Origin of the sequence: Modicisalibacter luteus DSM 23508 (assembly GCF_000378505.1) — a bacterium.
GTDB lineage: Bacteria > Pseudomonadota > Gammaproteobacteria > Pseudomonadales > Halomonadaceae > Modicisalibacter > Modicisalibacter luteus.
The window spans coordinates 1-15290 of sequence record NZ_KB900003.1 but is presented as its reverse complement, the minus strand read 5'-3'; the positions used below and the strand labels follow the sequence as shown (position 1 = coordinate 15290).

Genomic DNA, 15290 nt, shown 5'->3' with positions numbered 1-15290 from the left:
GGCTTCGCCGGTGTCACCCGGCGAAGCCCGAAGCGGTTACAGTCTGAGCGGCTCGGCGTCGACGTGCTCGGGCTCGAAGGTGTTCCCGTTGAGTCGCGCGTTGTTGGGGTCGTTCTCGATCAGGGTGGCCAACACCTCCCGGGCACGGTCGCGCATTTCCAGGCCCAGATAGCCTTCGACCATCACTGCCAGGGCGTCACGCGTGGCAGTGGCCTGGGGATAGTGTTCGATTACCCAGCGGCCGCGCTCGACGGCAGCGACATAGGCGCCCTTGCGAAGATAGAAGTCAGCCACCTGCAGCTCATGGCGCGCCATGACGTTACGCAGGTAAATGATGCGCTGGCGTGCATCGGCGGCGTAAGGACTGTCGGGATAGCGACGCACCAACTCGCCGAAATCCACATAGGCATCGCGTGAGGCGCCCAGGTCGCGCTTGGAAATATCGATCAGTTCCATGCCCTCGAGGCTGAAGCGTCCCGCCTGGTAAGCGGCCAGGCCGCGCATGTAGTAGGCGTAATCGACCTGGGGGTGATCCGGGTGCAGGCGAATGAAACGGCTGGCAGCAGCCCGGGCAGCTTCCCAGTTGTCGACCTGATAGTAGGCATAGATCAGCTCGAGCTGGGCCTGCTCGGCATAATTGCCGAAGGGAAACCGGGTATCCAAGGCTTCGAGTTGATCGACGGCCCGGGTATAGCGCCCTGCATCCAGTGAGGTCTGGGCCTGTTGGTAAAGCTCTTGTTCCTGCAGGTCTGGGGCGACCTCGTTGCTGGCGCAGCCGGCTAGAAGGGCGGCGGTCAGTGCCACGGCAGCAAGGGAAGAAACGCGCATCGTCATCCTCGTATCGAGCAATCTAGTGGGCCATGCTAGGCTGTGTACGAATCGTTCGCGCCCGACCCTACGGCTGGGAAAAACGGCTCAAATTACGTGTTCACCTCAGGTAAACTCCGCTTTTTGCTGTCTTCCGCCTCGTCTGGCCAATGTTCGCCGAGCGTCGTACAGGGCCTCGAATCGGCCGAATCCGGCTCACTATAAAGCAAAGGCCCGCAGGGGCGAAACTCACAGGCTATCCGCCCACTATGTCAGAAACCCTTCATCGCGACGAACGTATCCCCGATGCCATGGTCGGCATGCGCCTCGATCAGGCCGCCGCGGAGCTGTTTTCCGACTTTTCCCGCGAGCGTATCAAGAGCTGGATCAAGCAGGGCGTGCTGACGCTGGATGGTGCCCAGGCCCGCCCCAAGGACAAGGTATACGGGGGCGAGCGCCTGACGCTTGACGCCGTGCTGGAAGCCGAGGCGCGTTGGGAACCCCAGGCCATTGACCTGGAGATCGTCCACGAGGACGACGACGTGTTGGTCATCAATAAACCGCCAGGGTTGGTGGTGCACCCGGCGGCGGGCAACCCGGACGGCACGCTGCTCAATGCCGTGTTGCATCATTGCCCGCAACTGGCGGCGATCCCGCGGGCGGGAATCGTGCATCGTCTCGACAAGGACACCAGTGGCCTGATGGTCGTGGCCAAGACCCTGGCGGCGCAGACCTCCCTGGTCGAGCAATTGCAGGCACGCACCGTATCGCGGGAGTACGATGCCGTGGTCATCGGCGTTATGACTGCCGGAGGGACCGTGGATGCACCCATCGGCCGGCATCCCAAGGACCGCAAGCGCCAAGCAGTGACCGAGTCGGGCAAACCGGCGGTAACGCATTACCGGGTCGCCGAGCGTTTTCGCGGGCATACCCATGTGCGTTGCCGCTTGGAAACGGGGCGCACTCACCAGATCCGTGTCCACATGGCCTACCGGCGCTTTCCGCTGATCGGCGACGCGCTCTATAGTGGACGTTTCAAGGTTCCGGCCGGCGCGTCCGAGACACTCAAGGAAATATTACGTGAGTTCCCGCGTCAGGCGCTGCATGCACGCAAGCTGGCCTTCATTCATCCTCGGCGTGGTGAAACGATAGAATTTCGTGCCGATTTGCCTGACGATCTGCTGATGTTGCTCGATTACCTTCGAGTCGATAGCGAGGAGCGTGCATGAGTGACCAACCGACCCTGTTGCTTCCCGACTGGCCGGCCCCCAGCACTGTCGGGGCTTTCGTTACCACACGGGAAACCGGCCCTAGCCAGGGGCCTTATGCCGCCTTCAACCCGGCGCTGCATGTCGGTGACGATCCAGCGACGGTTGCCCTCTGCCGCGACCTGCTGACCGAGCAACTAGATGACCGGCGCCCACTGCTGTGGCTCGATCAGGTGCATGGCGCCAATGTCGTGCAGCAGTACCAGCCCGAGTTCGCCGAAGCGTCGCCCAGGGCCGATGCTGCCGTGGCGTTCGACACGCAGCATGCCTGTGTCATCCTCACCGCGGATTGTCTGCCGGTTTTCCTGTGCGATCGTCGAGGGACGCGAGTGGGCTTGGCTCATGCCGGCTGGCGCAGCCTCGCTGGCGGCGTGCTGGAAGCGAGCGTGGCGGCACTGGGCTGTTCGCCAGATGACGTCATGGCCTGGCTTGGCCCGGCCATATCCAATGCCCAGTTTGAAGTCGGCAAGGAAGTCTTCGATGCGTTCGTGGCGGTCCAACCCGAAGCCGCCAGCGCCTTCGAGCACAGTCCCTATCGTCTAGGTCATTACATGGGCGATCTTTATCGCCTGGCACGACTGCGGCTAGAGCGGTTGGGCGTTTCGCATGTCAGCGGGGGCCACTTCTGCACGGCAAGCGAATCCCGCTTCTACTCCTACCGGCGTGATAACGGCGTGACGGGAAGAATGGCCAGTGTCATCTGGCTACGCTAACCACTATTGCTGCATATCGGTCGCTCGGCGCTGAACGCGGCCTCGTGCACTCTCGTGGCGTTACATCCTCGTCCTGGTTTGTCTTGCCTGGCCTGTGCTCGCCGGGGCGTCTCTACCTTGATGAACTCACGCGGCTCGCCGTCTCGGCTTGTCGATCGTATGCATTCGGGTAGAGCGTTAGCAGCTTGCGTAATACGCCATTGGTCCAGCCGAAGCCGTCCTGGGCTGGGTATTCGCCACCCCCGGCTCGCTGATTGTCCATGACGTTGTATTTCTCGACCAGCTTGCCTTCCTCCCGATAGCGCGTCAGGTTGGTCTCTATCCAGCGCTCGGCGATCATTCGCGCCAAGCGCTGGTTGCCGTAATGACGCAGTCCTTCTATGGCGATCCACTGCTGCGGCGCCCAGCCATTGGGGGCATCCCACTGCTGGCCGGTCTTGTTGAGAGTGGAAACCAGGCCGCCGGGCATCAGCAGGTGCTGCTCCAAGGTCAACGCCGTGGCCGCAGCCTGCTCGGCGTCGGCAATACCGTAGAACAGCGGAAAGGCGGTGGCGCTGCTCAGGGTGCCGGTCAACCGATCCTGTCGCCAAAGGTAGTCACCGAAGGCCTGGTCCGCTTCGCTCCACAAGACGTCGCGAATCGTCTGGCGGCGGGCATCGGCACGTTGGCGGTACTCCCTCGCTAGATCATGCTGGCTATCGAGGGCATGGGCCTTGGCCAGGGTCCGTTCCAGATGATAGAGCAGGCTGTTGAGATCCACGGGGGCGATGTCGGTGGTGCGTATGGTGGCCAGTGTCGCTTCATCGGCCAACCAGCGTGACGAGAAGTCCCAGCCACTTTCGGCGCCCGCCCGCAGGTCACGCCAGACATCGACCGCTGGTCGCTCACTCTCGTCTGCCGTCGCCAAGTCCTCGCTGAACGATTCCTGACGTGGCGTATTGGCGTCATCCCAGTAGCGGTTCAATAGGCGTCCATCGTCCAGGCGCACCACGCGCCGGTAGGCCTCGCCCGGGGCCAGTGTCTCGGCGCCTTCCATCCAGTAGTCATACTCGGTCTGCAGCGCAGGCAAATAGCGGATGTAGGCAGCGCTTCCTTCGAACGTTGCCACCAGATCGACCATGCTGGCGAAGAAGGGCGGCTGTGAACGGGTCAGGTAGTAGGTTCGATTGCCGTTGGGGATATGACCGTATTCCTCGATCAGGTAAGCGAAGTTGTTTGCCATGTCGCGTACCCGCTCCTGCAGACCGCTCTCGAGCAGGCCAAGCATGGTGAAGTAGGAATCCCAGTAGTAGATCTCGTTGAAGCGGCCACCTGGCACGACATAGGCGTATGGCAGTGGCAGGCGCGAGGACCAGCGGCTCTCACGTGTGTCGGGCTCACGCGTAAGCACGGGCCAAAGCGCATCGATATGCTCGATGACCGGTTGGCCTTCCTGTAGCGGGGCATGTGCCTCGGCCTGGTCGGTCCGGAAATGCTCCTCGACGAAACTACGCAGGGCCGCGTCGCTGGTATATGCGGGAGACTCGGCGAAGCGCTCGTAATCCTCCAGTACGGCTGGGGCCGGCTGCGTGGGGATCAGGTCGACGAAGGTCTTGCTGTCCTCGAAGATGCCTCGGGTCTGGACGTCGAAGAACAGGTCTTCCCATAGCAGGTCCGGGGGCGGTGGAATGCTGACCGTCTCCCGGGTGGGAGAAGACGGCAATGGTGTGTCGGCGGCCCCGCTGTCAGGCAGCCCGGCCAGGCAGAAAGTGAGTGCTGCGGCCAGAGGCCACCCGGCATTCCTTGCTCGGCGTTGCATGATCGTGTCCCTTCGTGCGTTGTTGTGGCGGGCATGCGAAGCGTGTCGTTCCCCTTAGGTTAGCGACCTATTGATACCAATCAAGGTTGGGAGCTTTTCCCAACTGGGCGGCTTGAAACATGCCCATCATACCTCCATAGAGTAAGTCAACATGAAACAGGGACTGTGGCGCGTCAGAACGTGTCATCACCCCAATGGAGGTTTTCAATGCGAATCGATCGCATGACCAGCAAGCTGCAAAATGCTCTGGCCGAGGCTCAGTCGCTCGCCGTGGGGCGGGGCCACAATCAGCTCGATCCAGGGCATGTATTGACGGCTCTGCTCGAGGCCCGCGATAGCGGTATCAAGGGGCTCATCCAGAAGGCCGGTGGCGATGTCGCACGGCTGCGTGACGGCTTGGCTCAGTATCTCGACAACCTGCCCAAGGTCGGCCAGTTCGATGGCAATGTAACCATGAGCCAGGACCTGGCACGTCTGTTCAACCTGGCCGATCGTGAAGCCCAGGCCCGTGGCGACCAATACATCGCCAGCGAGCTGGTTCTGCTTGCGGCACTGGAAATGAATCATGCCATCAGCAAGGTGCTGACTCAGGCCGGCTTATCCAAGAAGAGTGTCGTGGCGGCCATTGACAGCTTGCGCGGCGGTGCCAGGGTTGACGACGCCAGCGCCGAGGAAAGTCGTGAAGCGCTCGAGAAATATACCCTCGATCTCACCGCGCGAGCCGCCGAGGGCAAACTTGATCCGGTAATCGGCCGCGATGACGAGATTCGCCGCACTATTCAGGTTCTACAGCGACGCACCAAGAACAATCCGGTGCTGATTGGCGAGCCCGGCGTCGGCAAGACGGCGATCGTCGAAGGACTGGCCCAGCGCATCATCAACGGTGAGGTGCCGGAAGGCCTCAAGGACAAGCTCGTCTTGTCACTGGACATGGGGGCGCTGCTGGCCGGCGCCAAGTTCCGCGGCGAGTTCGAGGAGCGCCTGAAGGCGGTGCTCAACGAGCTAGCCAAGGAAGAGGGCCGGGTGATCCTGTTCATCGACGAGCTGCACACCATGGTCGGTGCCGGTAAGGCGGAAGGCTCGATGGACGCCGGCAATATGCTCAAGCCTGCGCTGGCGCGCGGCGAGCTGCACTGTGTGGGCGCCACGACACTCGACGAGTATCGTAAGTATATCGAGAAGGATGCCGCGCTCGAGCGGCGCTTCCAGAAGGTGCTGGTGGATGAGCCCAGCGAAGAGGACACCGTGGCCATTCTGCGTGGCCTCAAAGAGCGCTACGAGGTGCACCACGGCGTCGACATTACCGATGGCGCGATCATCGCTGCGGCCAAGCTGTCGACCCGCTACATTACCGATCGCCAGCTGCCTGACAAGGCCATCGACCTGATCGACGAGGCGGCCTCTAGAATCCGTATGGAACTCGATTCCAAGCCTGAGGAGATGGATCGCCTCGACCGCCGGCTGATCCAGCTCAAGATGGAGCGCGAGGCGCTGAAGAAGGAGACCGACGAGGCCTCGCGAAAGCGCTTGGAAAACCTCGAAGAGCAGATAGGCGAGTTGGAGCGCGAGTACTCTGATCTCGACGAAGTATGGAAGTCCGAGAAGGCCAGCATCCAGGGCGCTGCGCAGTTCAAAGCCGAGCTCGAACAGGCGCGCATCGACCTCGAGGCGGCGCGTCGCCAAGGCGACTTGGGGCGCATGTCCGAGTTGCAGTACGGAGTCATCCCCTCGCTAGAGAAGAAGATCGTCGAAGCCGGCGAGGGGGATGGAAAGAGCGATCCGTCACAGCACGTGCTGCTGCGCTCCAACGTCACTGAGGAGGAAATCGCCGAGGTTGTGTCGCGTTGGACCGGGATTCCGGTGGCCAAGATGCTCGAAGGGGAGCGCGAGAAGCTGCTGCGTATGGAAGAGGCGCTGCACGAACGGGTCATCGGCCAGGACGAGGCGGTCAATGCCGTGGCCAACGCGGTGCGTCGCTCACGGGCCGGGCTCGCCGACCCCAATCGGCCGAACGGTTCGTTCCTGTTCCTCGGGCCGACCGGGGTAGGCAAGACCGAGCTGTGCAAGTCATTGGCCAATTTCCTCTTCGATACCGAGGAGGCCATGGTGCGCATTGACATGTCCGAGTTCATGGAAAAGCACTCCGTGGCTCGCCTGATAGGTGCACCGCCGGGGTACGTCGGCTATGAGGAAGGCGGCTATCTGACTGAGGCCGTGCGCCGCAAGCCATACTCGGTGCTACTGCTCGACGAGGTTGAGAAAGCGCACCCGGACGTCTTCAACATCCTTCTGCAGGTCCTGGAGGATGGTCGTTTGACTGATGGCCAAGGGCGGACCGTGGACTTCCGCAACACGGTAATCGTCATGACCTCGAACATGGGCTCCGACATCATCCAGCGTTTCGGTGGCGACGATAACGACTACGCCCAGATGAAAGATGCGGTCATGGAAGTGGTGGGTGCTCACTTCCGTCCCGAGCTGATCAACCGTATCGACGAGGTGGTGGTCTTCCATGCTCTGGGGCAGGAGCAGATCCAAGCGATCGCCAACATTCAGCTCGATCGTCTGCGGCAACGGCTGGCCGAGCGCGACCTCAAACTCGAGGTCAGCGACGATGCCATGGCTCAGTTGGCAGTGGTGGGCTTCGATCCGGTCTTCGGCGCGCGTCCACTCAAGCGCGCTATCCAGAGCCGGATCGAGAACCCGCTGGCGCAGGACTTGCTGTCTGGCCGGTTTACTTCCGGCGACACCATCCGTGTGGCCGCCGAGGATAGCCATCTGGTCTTCAGCAAGTAACCGTTTCCGGTCGCGTCCTACGACCTTTTTCGGCCCGCCACCAGGCGGGTCTTTTTATGTTTAGCGCTTAAGTGGAGGCAGGTGTCGTTATTGCATCATCAGGCAAAGGCAGAGGACAGGTCGGGAGCTGACTCGGATCGAGGATAGAGCGCCATCAGCTTGCGCAGCACGCCATTGGTCCAGCCGAACCCATCCTGGGCCGGGTATTCCCCGCCGCCAGCGTGACGGTTGGTGAAGACATCGTATTTTTCGAGCAGTTTGTGCTCTTGTGTGTAGCGTTGCAGGTTGGTGGCAATCCAGCGTTCGGCGATGGTGCGTGCCAAGGCATGTTCGCCATAGTCGCGCAGGCCATTGATAGCGACCCACTGCAGCGGGGCCCAGCCATTGGGCGCATCCCACTGCTGGCCGGTTCGCCGATTCGTCGCCGCCAAGCCCCCTGCCTGGAGCAGCTCGCGCTCGAGCAGCCTGGCCGTAAGCTCGGCCTGGCGAGGCGTGGCGATTCCATAATACAGCGGAAACGCGATGGCACCATGGATACTGCCGGTCAGGGCGTCTTCTTGCCACAGGTAATCGCCGAAGCGTGCCTGGGCCTCGTCCCAGCAATAGGTGTGAATTGCCTCGTGGCGGGCATCGGCCCGCTTGCGATAGTGATCTGCCCGGTCATGCTGGCCGTTGAGCGCATGGGCATGGGCCAGAGTCGCCTCGAGATGGTGTAGCAGGGTGTTCAGGTCCACCGGCAGGATGTCTGTCGTGCGGATCGTGTTTAGCACGGCTCCATCGGCCAGCCAGCGTGAAGAATAGTCCCAGCCGCTTTCCGCACCGGCACGCAAATTTCGCCAGACGTCGATGTGCGGGCGTGAGCCGGTCTCGGCCGTGCCGACATCCTCGTGGTGGGCTTCTTGGCGCGGAATGCACAGATCATCCCAGTATCGGTTGAGCAACGTGCCGTCGTCCAGCCTGACCAGGCGTCGGTGAGCATGGCCGGGCGCCAGACCTTCCTCTCCATCCATCCAGTAAGCGTACTCCCGCTCCATTTCCGGCAGGAAGCGTTGATACGCGTGGTGATCGTGCTGTTCGGCGAGGCGCTTGACCATGCTCGAGAACATGGGAGGCTGCGAGCGGGTCAGGTAGTAGGTACGGTTGCCGTTGGGCACGTGACCGTATTCGCGAATCAGGTGGGCAAGGTTATGCACCAGATTGCAGGCCAGATCGTGCCGGCCACTTTCCTCCATGCCGAGCATGATGAAGTACGAGTCCCAATAATAGATCTCGTTGAAGCGTCCACCGGGGATCAGGTACGGATAGCGCAGACGCAGACGCGACGCCAGCGGTGGCGCCTCGCGCCGGGGATGGCGGGTCAGCGCCGACCACAAGGCATCGATATGTGTCTCGATAGCGCGTCCCGGCTCGGCACAGTAGACCTCATCGGGTAGAGCATCCGAGGCGAAATGCGTCTCGACGAAGGTCTTGAGCACAGCATCGTCGAAGCCGGGATCCGCCTTGATACGGTGATATTCGTCAAGGATCGTTTCAGGTTCGCTGCAAGGCACCAGATCCACGAACGTCTTGCTGTCCGTGAATATCTGGCGTTCCTGAATGGCATAGAACAACTCGCCCCACAGCAGATTTGGCGGCAGTGTTATATGCGCCTCGAGAGGTGTCGCGAGGTTCTCCAGTGGCTTTACGCAGGCGCTACTATCCTGGTGATGCCCCGGCATGCAGGCTGTACCGCCTTGTCGCGTATCGAAGGACTGTAGTGGCCACCTGTTATGCATCGCACCCCGCATCACTTACCTCCCTTCGGGTTAGACTTTGGTCTAAGTGGCATCTGACAAAGTATGAAGAAGTCAGCTTGGCCTTCAAGCTTATGGCGAAATGTTCATATTCAATGGCCCGATAAGGCTGCGCTTTGTGGGCTTGGCCGTGGATTCACGGTTGACAGCGGCCGGAGGCTGTTGGAATCTTGTCCGTTCCTGATTCATGGGCGTGGCGCTGACGGGCGATCCCCGAATGCTGCGTGAAGGGTAGGTCCGCTGACCTCTACCCGCCTGTTAAGGATTTTTCCGGGCCCGGGCTAACCGCCTGGCCTGGCCTAACCCCCGACGCGGCGATCCGTCGCGATGAAGAGTGCAGGCCCTATCCGGGCCGGACAACGCCAGGGTTTGGCATCAGGTGCCGGCAATGACCGGCAGCGGCGTACCGCCGCACTCGATATTCGCCACCGCGCCAGGGGGCGAATTGGCACTCGAGACCTCCAGGGGAGATACCAACTGTGGAACTGCTTTCCGGCGCCGATATGATCGCCCGCTTCCTGAAGGATGAGGGCGTTGAATATATCTACGGCTACCCGGGCGGAGCGGCGTTGCATATCTACGATGCGCTGTTCCGTCAGGACGATGTTAAACATATTCTCGTACGTCATGAACAGGCCGCGACCCATGCCGCCGATGGCTATGCCCGTGCTTCGGGCAAGCCCGGGACCGTGCTGGTCACGTCGGGGCCTGGCGCGACCAATGCCGTCACCGGCATCGCCACGGCCTACATGGATTCGATCCCGATGGTCGTACTGTGCGGGCAGGTCGCCAGCCACCTGATCGGTGAGGATGCCTTTCAGGAAACCGACATTGTCGGCGTGACCCGGCCGATCGTGAAGCATAGCTTCTCGATTCGTCACCCGTCGGAAATCCCGACGGTCCTCAAGAAGGCCTACTATCTTGCGGCTTCGGGGCGCCCGGGACCGGTGGTGGTCGATATACCCAAGGACATGACCGCCCCCACCGAGCGCTACGAGTACGTTTATCCCAAGAAGGTCAAGCTGCGCTCTTACAACCCGGTCACTCGCGGCCACACCGGCCAGATCAAGAAGGCCGTGGAAATGATGCTCAAGGCGCGTCGCCCCGTCTTCTATACCGGGGGCGGCGTGGTTACAGGACAGGCCTGCGAGGGGCTGACCGACCTGGTTCAACGTTTGGGCTATCCGATCACCACGACACTGATGGGCATTGGCGCCTACCCGCAGAGTGACCGGCAGTCGCTGGGCTGGCTGGGCATGCACGGCTCTTATGAGTCGAACATGGCCATGCACCATGCCGACCTGATTGTCGCCATCGGGGCTCGCTTCGACGACCGCGTCACTAACAACACTTCGAAGTTCTGTCCGACTGCCAAGATCATTCACGTCGATATCGATCCCAGTTCGATTTCCAAGACCGTACGTGCCGATGTGCCGATCGTCGGGCCGGCGGGTAGTGTCATCGATGAGATGATCAGCCTCGTCCAGGGGCGTGAGCCGGCCAATCCGGATGCGCTCTCCGAGTGGTGGGACAAGATCGAAGGATGGCGCGAGGAACGGCGCGGCAAGCTCTACGATCCGTCCGAGCCCGGCGAGCCGCTCAAGCCCCAGCAGGTAGTCGAGACCTTGTGCCGTGTCACCCGCGGCGAAGCATTCGTAACCACCGATGTCGGGCAGCACCAGATGTTCGCTGCTCAGTACTACAAGTTCGACAAGCCCAATCGTTTCATTACGTCAGGTGGTTTGGGCACCATGGGCTTCGGCTTCCCGGCAGCCATGGGCATCAAGCTCAGCTATCCGGACGATGACGTGATCTGCATTACTGGCGAAGGCAGTTTCCAGATGATGATGCAGGAGCTGTCGACGTGTAAGCAGTTCGGGGTCGGCGTGAAAATCGTCAACCTCAACAACGGCTCACTGGGTATGGTGCGCCAGTGGCAGGACTTGAACTACAAGTCCCGTCATGCCCACTCCTATATGGAGTCACTGCCGGATTTCCAGAAGCTGATCGAGGCATATGGCTTCACCGCCCTGAAAGTGGAACGTCACGAGGATCTCGAGCCGGCGCTCGAGCGGGCTTTCGCCCACAAGGACGAGCTGGTGTTCCTCGACATCTATGTCGATCCACGCGAGCACGTCTATCCGATGCAGGTGCCCCTGGGCTCCATGCGTGACATGCTGCTTTCGAAGACGGAGCGGACCTGATGCGCCATATCATTTCGATCCTGATGGAAAACGAACCCGGCGCCCTGTCCCGCGTGGTGGGGCTGTTCTCTCAGCGCAACTTCAACATCGAGTCGCTGAACGTGGCGCCAACCGAAGATAGCACCCTGTCGCGCCTGACCGTGACCACGGTGGGGGACGACCGGGTGATCGAGCAGATCACCAAGCATCTCAACAAGCTGATCGATGTGGTCAAGCTGGTCGACCTGACCGAGGGCAACCATATCGAACGCGAGTTGATGCTGGTAAAGGTCAAGGCGTTGGGCGCGCAGCGCGATGAGGTCAAGCGCACGGCAGATATCTTCCGTGCCCAGATCGTCGATGTCACTCCGAGCGTCTACACCGTCCAGATCACTGGCGATGCCGGTAAACTGGACGCCTTCCTGCAGGCTATGGCACCCATCGGCATCCTTGAGGTAGCGCGTACCGGGGTGTCGGGAATCTCGCGAGGCGACAAGATATTGAGCCTTTAGGCTTATACATTGATCGATTCAAGCCGCTCTTCGGAGCGGCTTTTTTCTTGCCTGTCACGTCATGCCGCTGTCTGTTCCCACAGGGCTCGAATCAACGGGTTGCGAAGCTTCTTTTCGGTAACGCACAGGCCCACGTCATAGGGGGGCAGTTCCGGTTGAACATCGAGTAGACGCACGCGGCCGGCCAAAGGGCTGTTATCGAGCACGATCTTGGGAACCACGCCGATACCGAAGCCCAGCCCGACCATGCTGACGATGGCCTCGTTGCCGGCGACCTGGGCATAAATGTGAGGCTTCACCCCCAGGTTGCGAAACCAGGCATCGGCGCGTTCGCGGGCCAGGCCCGATTCCGAGAGGATCATCGGGGCGCGTGACCACTCCTCGGCGCTAGGGCGGGCTGTCGAGGCCGGGAGCCAGTCGGCCGCTTCGCTGGGAGCGATGAATACCAGGGGAGATACCGCAATGGGCTTGAAGGCGAGCTGGGTGGGTAAGGTTTCGGGGCGGGCCGTGATTGCCATGTCCTCGTCACCGCTCAGCACGCGGCCAATGGCATCGGCAGGGTCGCCGGTGTGAAGCTTGAGTTCGATGCGCGGGTAGCGCAGGCGAAACTCGCTCAGGAGTTCATATAGGAAGCTGTAGCTCGCCGTGACCGAGCAATAGATGCTGATTTCGCCAGCAAGGGCCCCGGCTTCCTCCATCAGTGAATGGCGCAGCAGTTCCCACTGTTCAAGGGCATCGCGTGCATATTGCTGAAACAGGCGGCCTTCTCGGGTCAGCTGCACGGTGCGATTGTCGCGCTCGAAAAGGCGCACATCCAAGCTATCCTCCAGTTGTTGTACGGTTCGGCTCAGCGTGGATGGGCTGACATGACAGGCATCGCTGGCGCGTCCAAAGTGCAATGTGTCAGCCAGTATCAGGAAGTGGCGTAGCGGGCGCAGGTCCATGAGTTTTTCACTTTTTGAATCGTTACATTGCAAATATAGCGTTTTACGCAATGCAATGTCTGTCGTATCGTGGCTGCCATTGCCAAGACACCAGCGCTACACAAGATAGCGCGGCCATCAACGCTGACACATTCCCACTTTTGCTGATTGGAGTCCCAGACATGCGCGTTTATTACGATAAGGATTGTGACCTTTCGCTCATCCAGGCCAAGAAGGTCGTTATCGTCGGTTACGGTTCTCAGGGCCATGCCCACGCCAACAACCTCAAGGAGTCCGGTGTCGACGTTACTGTTGCACTGCGTGCCGGGTCGTCTTCTGCCAAGAAGGCCGAAGCCGCTGGTCTCAAGGTCGCTACGGTCGCTGATGCCAGCCGTGAAGCGGATGTGGTCATGGTGCTGGCCCCCGATGAAAACCAGAAGGCCATTTACGAGAGCGAGATCGAACCCAACCTGAAGCAGGGCGCGACACTGGCCTTCGCGCATGGTTTCAACATTCATTACAACCAGATCGTGCCGCGTAGCGATCTCGACGTGATCATGATCGCGCCCAAGGCGCCGGGTCATACCGTGCGCTCCGAGTTCGCCAAGGGGGGTGGCATTCCCGACCTGATCGCGATTCAGCAGGACGCTTCCGGCCAGGCCAAGGAAATTGCCTTGTCCTATGCAGCGGCAATCGGCGGCGGTCGTACCGGTATCATCGAGACCACCTTCAAGGATGAGACCGAAACCGACCTGTTCGGTGAGCAGGCTGTACTCTGTGGCGGTGCTGTCGAACTGGTCAAGGCTGGTTTCGAAACCCTGACCGAAGCGGGTTATGCGCCGGAAATGGCCTACTTCGAGTGTTTGCACGAGTTGAAGCTGATTGTCGACTTGATGTACGAGGGCGGCATCGCCAACATGAACTACTCCATCTCCAACAATGCGGAGTATGGCGAATATGTTACGGGTCCCGAAGTCATCAATGACGAATCCCGTGCCGCGATGCGCAATGCGCTCAAGCGTATCCAGACTGGCGAATATGCCAAGATGTTCATTCAGGAAGGCAACACCAACTACCCCTCGATGCATGCCCGTCGTCGTCTTAACGCAGAGCATCCGATCGAGCAGGTCGGTGAAAAGCTGCGCTCCATGATGCCCTGGATCGCTGCCAATCAGCTGGTCGACAAGAGCAAGAACTAATCAGTATCGCCAGTTGGCAAGGCCGGACAAAGGCGCGGATTTCCGCGCCTTTGTCGTTTCGGATTGGCGCAAGGGCTGTGTCAGTGCCTATCGTTAGGGGCGGCAGGGTGTAGAATGCAAACTCATGCTCTGGTATGGCAACGGACGACGAGACTCTATGACTCAGGACAGTAAGCACCCCGAATCCGATTCTTCCACGCACCAGTTCAGTTCCGAATTCTCGGAGTTCGCGCGGGAAACTGACGTCGTCGAGGAAACGGTCGAGAACGGCAAGAAAGTCCGGCGTCGGGGCATTTATCTGTTGCCCAACTTGTTCACGACGTCGGCACTGTTTTCCGGTTTCTTTGCGGTGGTTGCTGCCATCAATGGCGACTTCACGGCGGCGGCGGTGGCAATATTCGTTTCGATGGTGCTCGACGGCCTTGATGGTCGTGTAGCCAGGATGACGAACACTCAGAGCGCCTTTGGCGCCGAGTACGACAGTCTGGCCGATATGCTCTCTTTTGGCGTAGCACCGGCGCTGGTCGCCTTCACCTGGATATTGCAGGACGTTGGCAAGGTTGGCTGGATTGCCGCCTTCGTGTATGTGGCTTGTGCCGCTCTCCGCCTGGCGCGCTTCAACGTGCAGATCGGCTCCACCGACAAGAAGTGGTTCATCGGCCTGCCTAGTCCGTCGGCGGCCGCGCTTGTCGCTGGATGCGTCTGGGTATTCCATAGCTTCGACGCCGAAGCGTTCCCCTTCAAGCTGTTGATGACGCTGGTGGTCGCAGCTACGGGGGTGCTGATGGTAAGCAACATCCGCTACTACAGTTTCAAGGAAATCGATCTCAAGGGGCCCGTTCCCTTCGTTGCCTTGCTGGCGATTGTGCTGGGCTTCGTGGTGATCTCGCTGGAACCCTCTGTAATGCTGCTTATCCTGTTCGGCTGTTATGTAGTATCGGGCCCGGCGATGGCTACCATGCGCAAGCTCAAGGGCCAGCCGGCACCGGATCAGGCAACTACCGAAAAGCCCGGCGAGTGAAGACCGCCTTCCTGCAAACGCCCGCTTCGTGCGGGCGTTTTTGTTATCCACACCCGGTGACATGGCGGGGCAAGACACCAGTTGTGGATAAAGTCGCATTCGAAGATATGACGAGGGTATGACGTACCCGCAAATATTTTATGACACAGGGCTTGTCAGCGAGCCTCGAGATCCGTAAAGTACGCATCCGCTGCCAACGACGGGCATACGTGGTTGGCGGTGAAGGTGGCGCAAGGCGCTGTTTCTGTTGGGGTTTTTCTCGGCTCGCTGAGAAAGG

General features: G+C 60.5%; 11 protein-coding genes. 7 read left to right on the top strand and 4 right to left on the bottom strand.

The window, feature by feature from the left end:
- Positions 1–36 precede the first annotated feature (36 nt).
- A complete protein-coding gene (locus tag F568_RS0118450) occupies positions 37–828 on the bottom strand; it encodes an outer membrane protein assembly factor BamD (RefSeq protein ID WP_019020246.1) in 792 nt (263 codons plus the stop codon).
- 248 nt (positions 829–1076) lie between these two features.
- Here F568_RS0118450 and rluD point away from each other — a divergent pair, with 248 nt between their 5' ends.
- Together rluD and pgeF are read left to right on the top strand one after the other, a co-directional pair.
- Positions 1077–2036: a 23S rRNA pseudouridine(1911/1915/1917) synthase RluD gene (gene rluD / locus F568_RS0118445; RefSeq protein WP_019020245.1), complete on the top strand. Its 960-nt coding sequence runs from the start codon at positions 1077–1079 to the stop codon at positions 2034–2036.
- Positions 2033–2788 carry a peptidoglycan editing factor PgeF gene (gene pgeF / locus F568_RS0118440; protein ID WP_019020244.1) on the top strand — a complete coding sequence of 252 codons (756 nt, stop codon included), beginning with the start codon at positions 2033–2035 and terminating at the stop codon, positions 2786–2788. The genes rluD and pgeF overlap by 4 nt, the downstream gene beginning before the upstream one ends.
- A gap of 112 nt (positions 2789–2900) precedes the next feature.
- On the opposite strand, the gene treF (F568_RS0118435) is transcribed toward pgeF, so the two are convergent.
- Positions 2901–4586 carry an alpha,alpha-trehalase TreF gene (gene treF / locus F568_RS0118435; protein WP_019020243.1) on the bottom strand — a complete coding sequence of 562 codons (1686 nt, stop codon included), beginning with the start codon at positions 4584–4586 and terminating at the stop codon, positions 2901–2903.
- A gap of 207 nt (positions 4587–4793) precedes the next feature.
- On the opposite strand from treF (F568_RS0118435), the gene clpB reads away from it, so the two are divergent.
- Positions 4794–7382 (top strand): ATP-dependent chaperone ClpB, encoded by a 2589-nt coding sequence (gene clpB / locus F568_RS0118430; RefSeq protein ID WP_019020242.1) that lies wholly within the window; start codon positions 4794–4796, stop codon positions 7380–7382.
- A gap of 98 nt (positions 7383–7480) precedes the next feature.
- Here the strand turns inward: clpB and treF (F568_RS0118425) are convergent, their stop codons facing one another.
- Complete coding sequence (gene treF, locus F568_RS0118425) at positions 7481–9100, bottom strand: alpha,alpha-trehalase TreF (protein WP_156817495.1); 1620 nt, start codon at positions 9098–9100, stop codon at positions 7481–7483.
- A gap of 554 nt (positions 9101–9654) precedes the next feature.
- Here treF (F568_RS0118425) and F568_RS0118420 point away from each other — a divergent pair.
- Together F568_RS0118420 and ilvN are read left to right on the top strand one after the other, a co-directional pair.
- Positions 9655–11379: an acetolactate synthase 3 large subunit gene (locus tag F568_RS0118420; RefSeq protein WP_019020240.1), complete on the top strand. Its 1725-nt coding sequence runs from the start codon at positions 9655–9657 to the stop codon at positions 11377–11379.
- Positions 11379–11870, top strand: a complete 492-nt coding sequence (gene ilvN, locus F568_RS0118415) for an acetolactate synthase small subunit (RefSeq protein WP_019020239.1) — start codon at positions 11379–11381, stop codon at positions 11868–11870. Before F568_RS0118420 ends, ilvN begins: the two co-directional genes overlap by 1 nt.
- Before the next feature lie 59 nt (positions 11871–11929).
- Here the strand turns inward: ilvN and ilvY are convergent, their stop codons facing one another.
- The gene (ilvY, locus tag F568_RS0118410; RefSeq protein WP_019020238.1) at positions 11930–12814 is read right to left on the bottom strand and encodes an HTH-type transcriptional activator IlvY; all 885 of its coding nucleotides are present in this window, start codon (positions 12812–12814) and stop codon (positions 11930–11932) included.
- 161 nt (positions 12815–12975) lie between these two features.
- Here ilvY and ilvC point away from each other — a divergent pair, with 161 nt between their 5' ends.
- Both ilvC and pssA read left to right on the top strand, forming a co-directional pair.
- Positions 12976–13992, top strand: a complete 1017-nt coding sequence (gene ilvC / locus F568_RS0118405; RefSeq protein WP_019020237.1) for a ketol-acid reductoisomerase — start codon at positions 12976–12978, stop codon at positions 13990–13992.
- A 157-nt stretch (positions 13993–14149) separates the two neighbouring features.
- A complete protein-coding gene (gene pssA, locus F568_RS0118400; RefSeq protein ID WP_019020236.1) occupies positions 14150–15013 on the top strand; it encodes a CDP-diacylglycerol--serine O-phosphatidyltransferase in 864 nt (287 codons plus the stop codon).
- Positions 15014–15290 lie beyond the last annotated feature (277 nt).

Excerpts from the sequence above, each read along its gene's own strand:
- F568_RS0118450 (WP_019020246.1), bottom strand. The coding sequence starts at position 828 with ATGCGCGTTTCTTCCCTTGCTGCCGTGGCACTGACCGCCGCCCTTCTA.
- clpB (WP_019020242.1), top strand. The coding sequence starts at position 4,794 with ATGCGAATCGATCGCATGACCAGCAAGCTGCAAAATGCTCTGGCCGAG.
- pssA (WP_019020236.1), top strand. The coding sequence starts at position 14,150 with ATGACTCAGGACAGTAAGCACCCCGAATCCGATTCTTCCACGCACCAG.
- treF (WP_019020243.1), bottom strand. The coding sequence starts at position 4,586 with ATGCAACGCCGAGCAAGGAATGCCGGGTGGCCTCTGGCCGCAGCACTC.
- ilvY (WP_019020238.1), bottom strand. The coding sequence starts at position 12,814 with ATGGACCTGCGCCCGCTACGCCACTTCCTGATACTGGCTGACACATTG.
- pgeF (WP_019020244.1), top strand. The coding sequence starts at position 2,033 with ATGAGTGACCAACCGACCCTGTTGCTTCCCGACTGGCCGGCCCCCAGC.
- ilvC (WP_019020237.1), top strand. The coding sequence starts at position 12,976 with ATGCGCGTTTATTACGATAAGGATTGTGACCTTTCGCTCATCCAGGCC.
- rluD (WP_019020245.1), top strand. The coding sequence starts at position 1,077 with ATGTCAGAAACCCTTCATCGCGACGAACGTATCCCCGATGCCATGGTC.
- treF (WP_156817495.1), bottom strand. The coding sequence starts at position 9,100 with ATGCCGGGGCATCACCAGGATAGTAGCGCCTGCGTAAAGCCACTGGAG.
- ilvN (WP_019020239.1), top strand. The coding sequence starts at position 11,379 with ATGCGCCATATCATTTCGATCCTGATGGAAAACGAACCCGGCGCCCTG.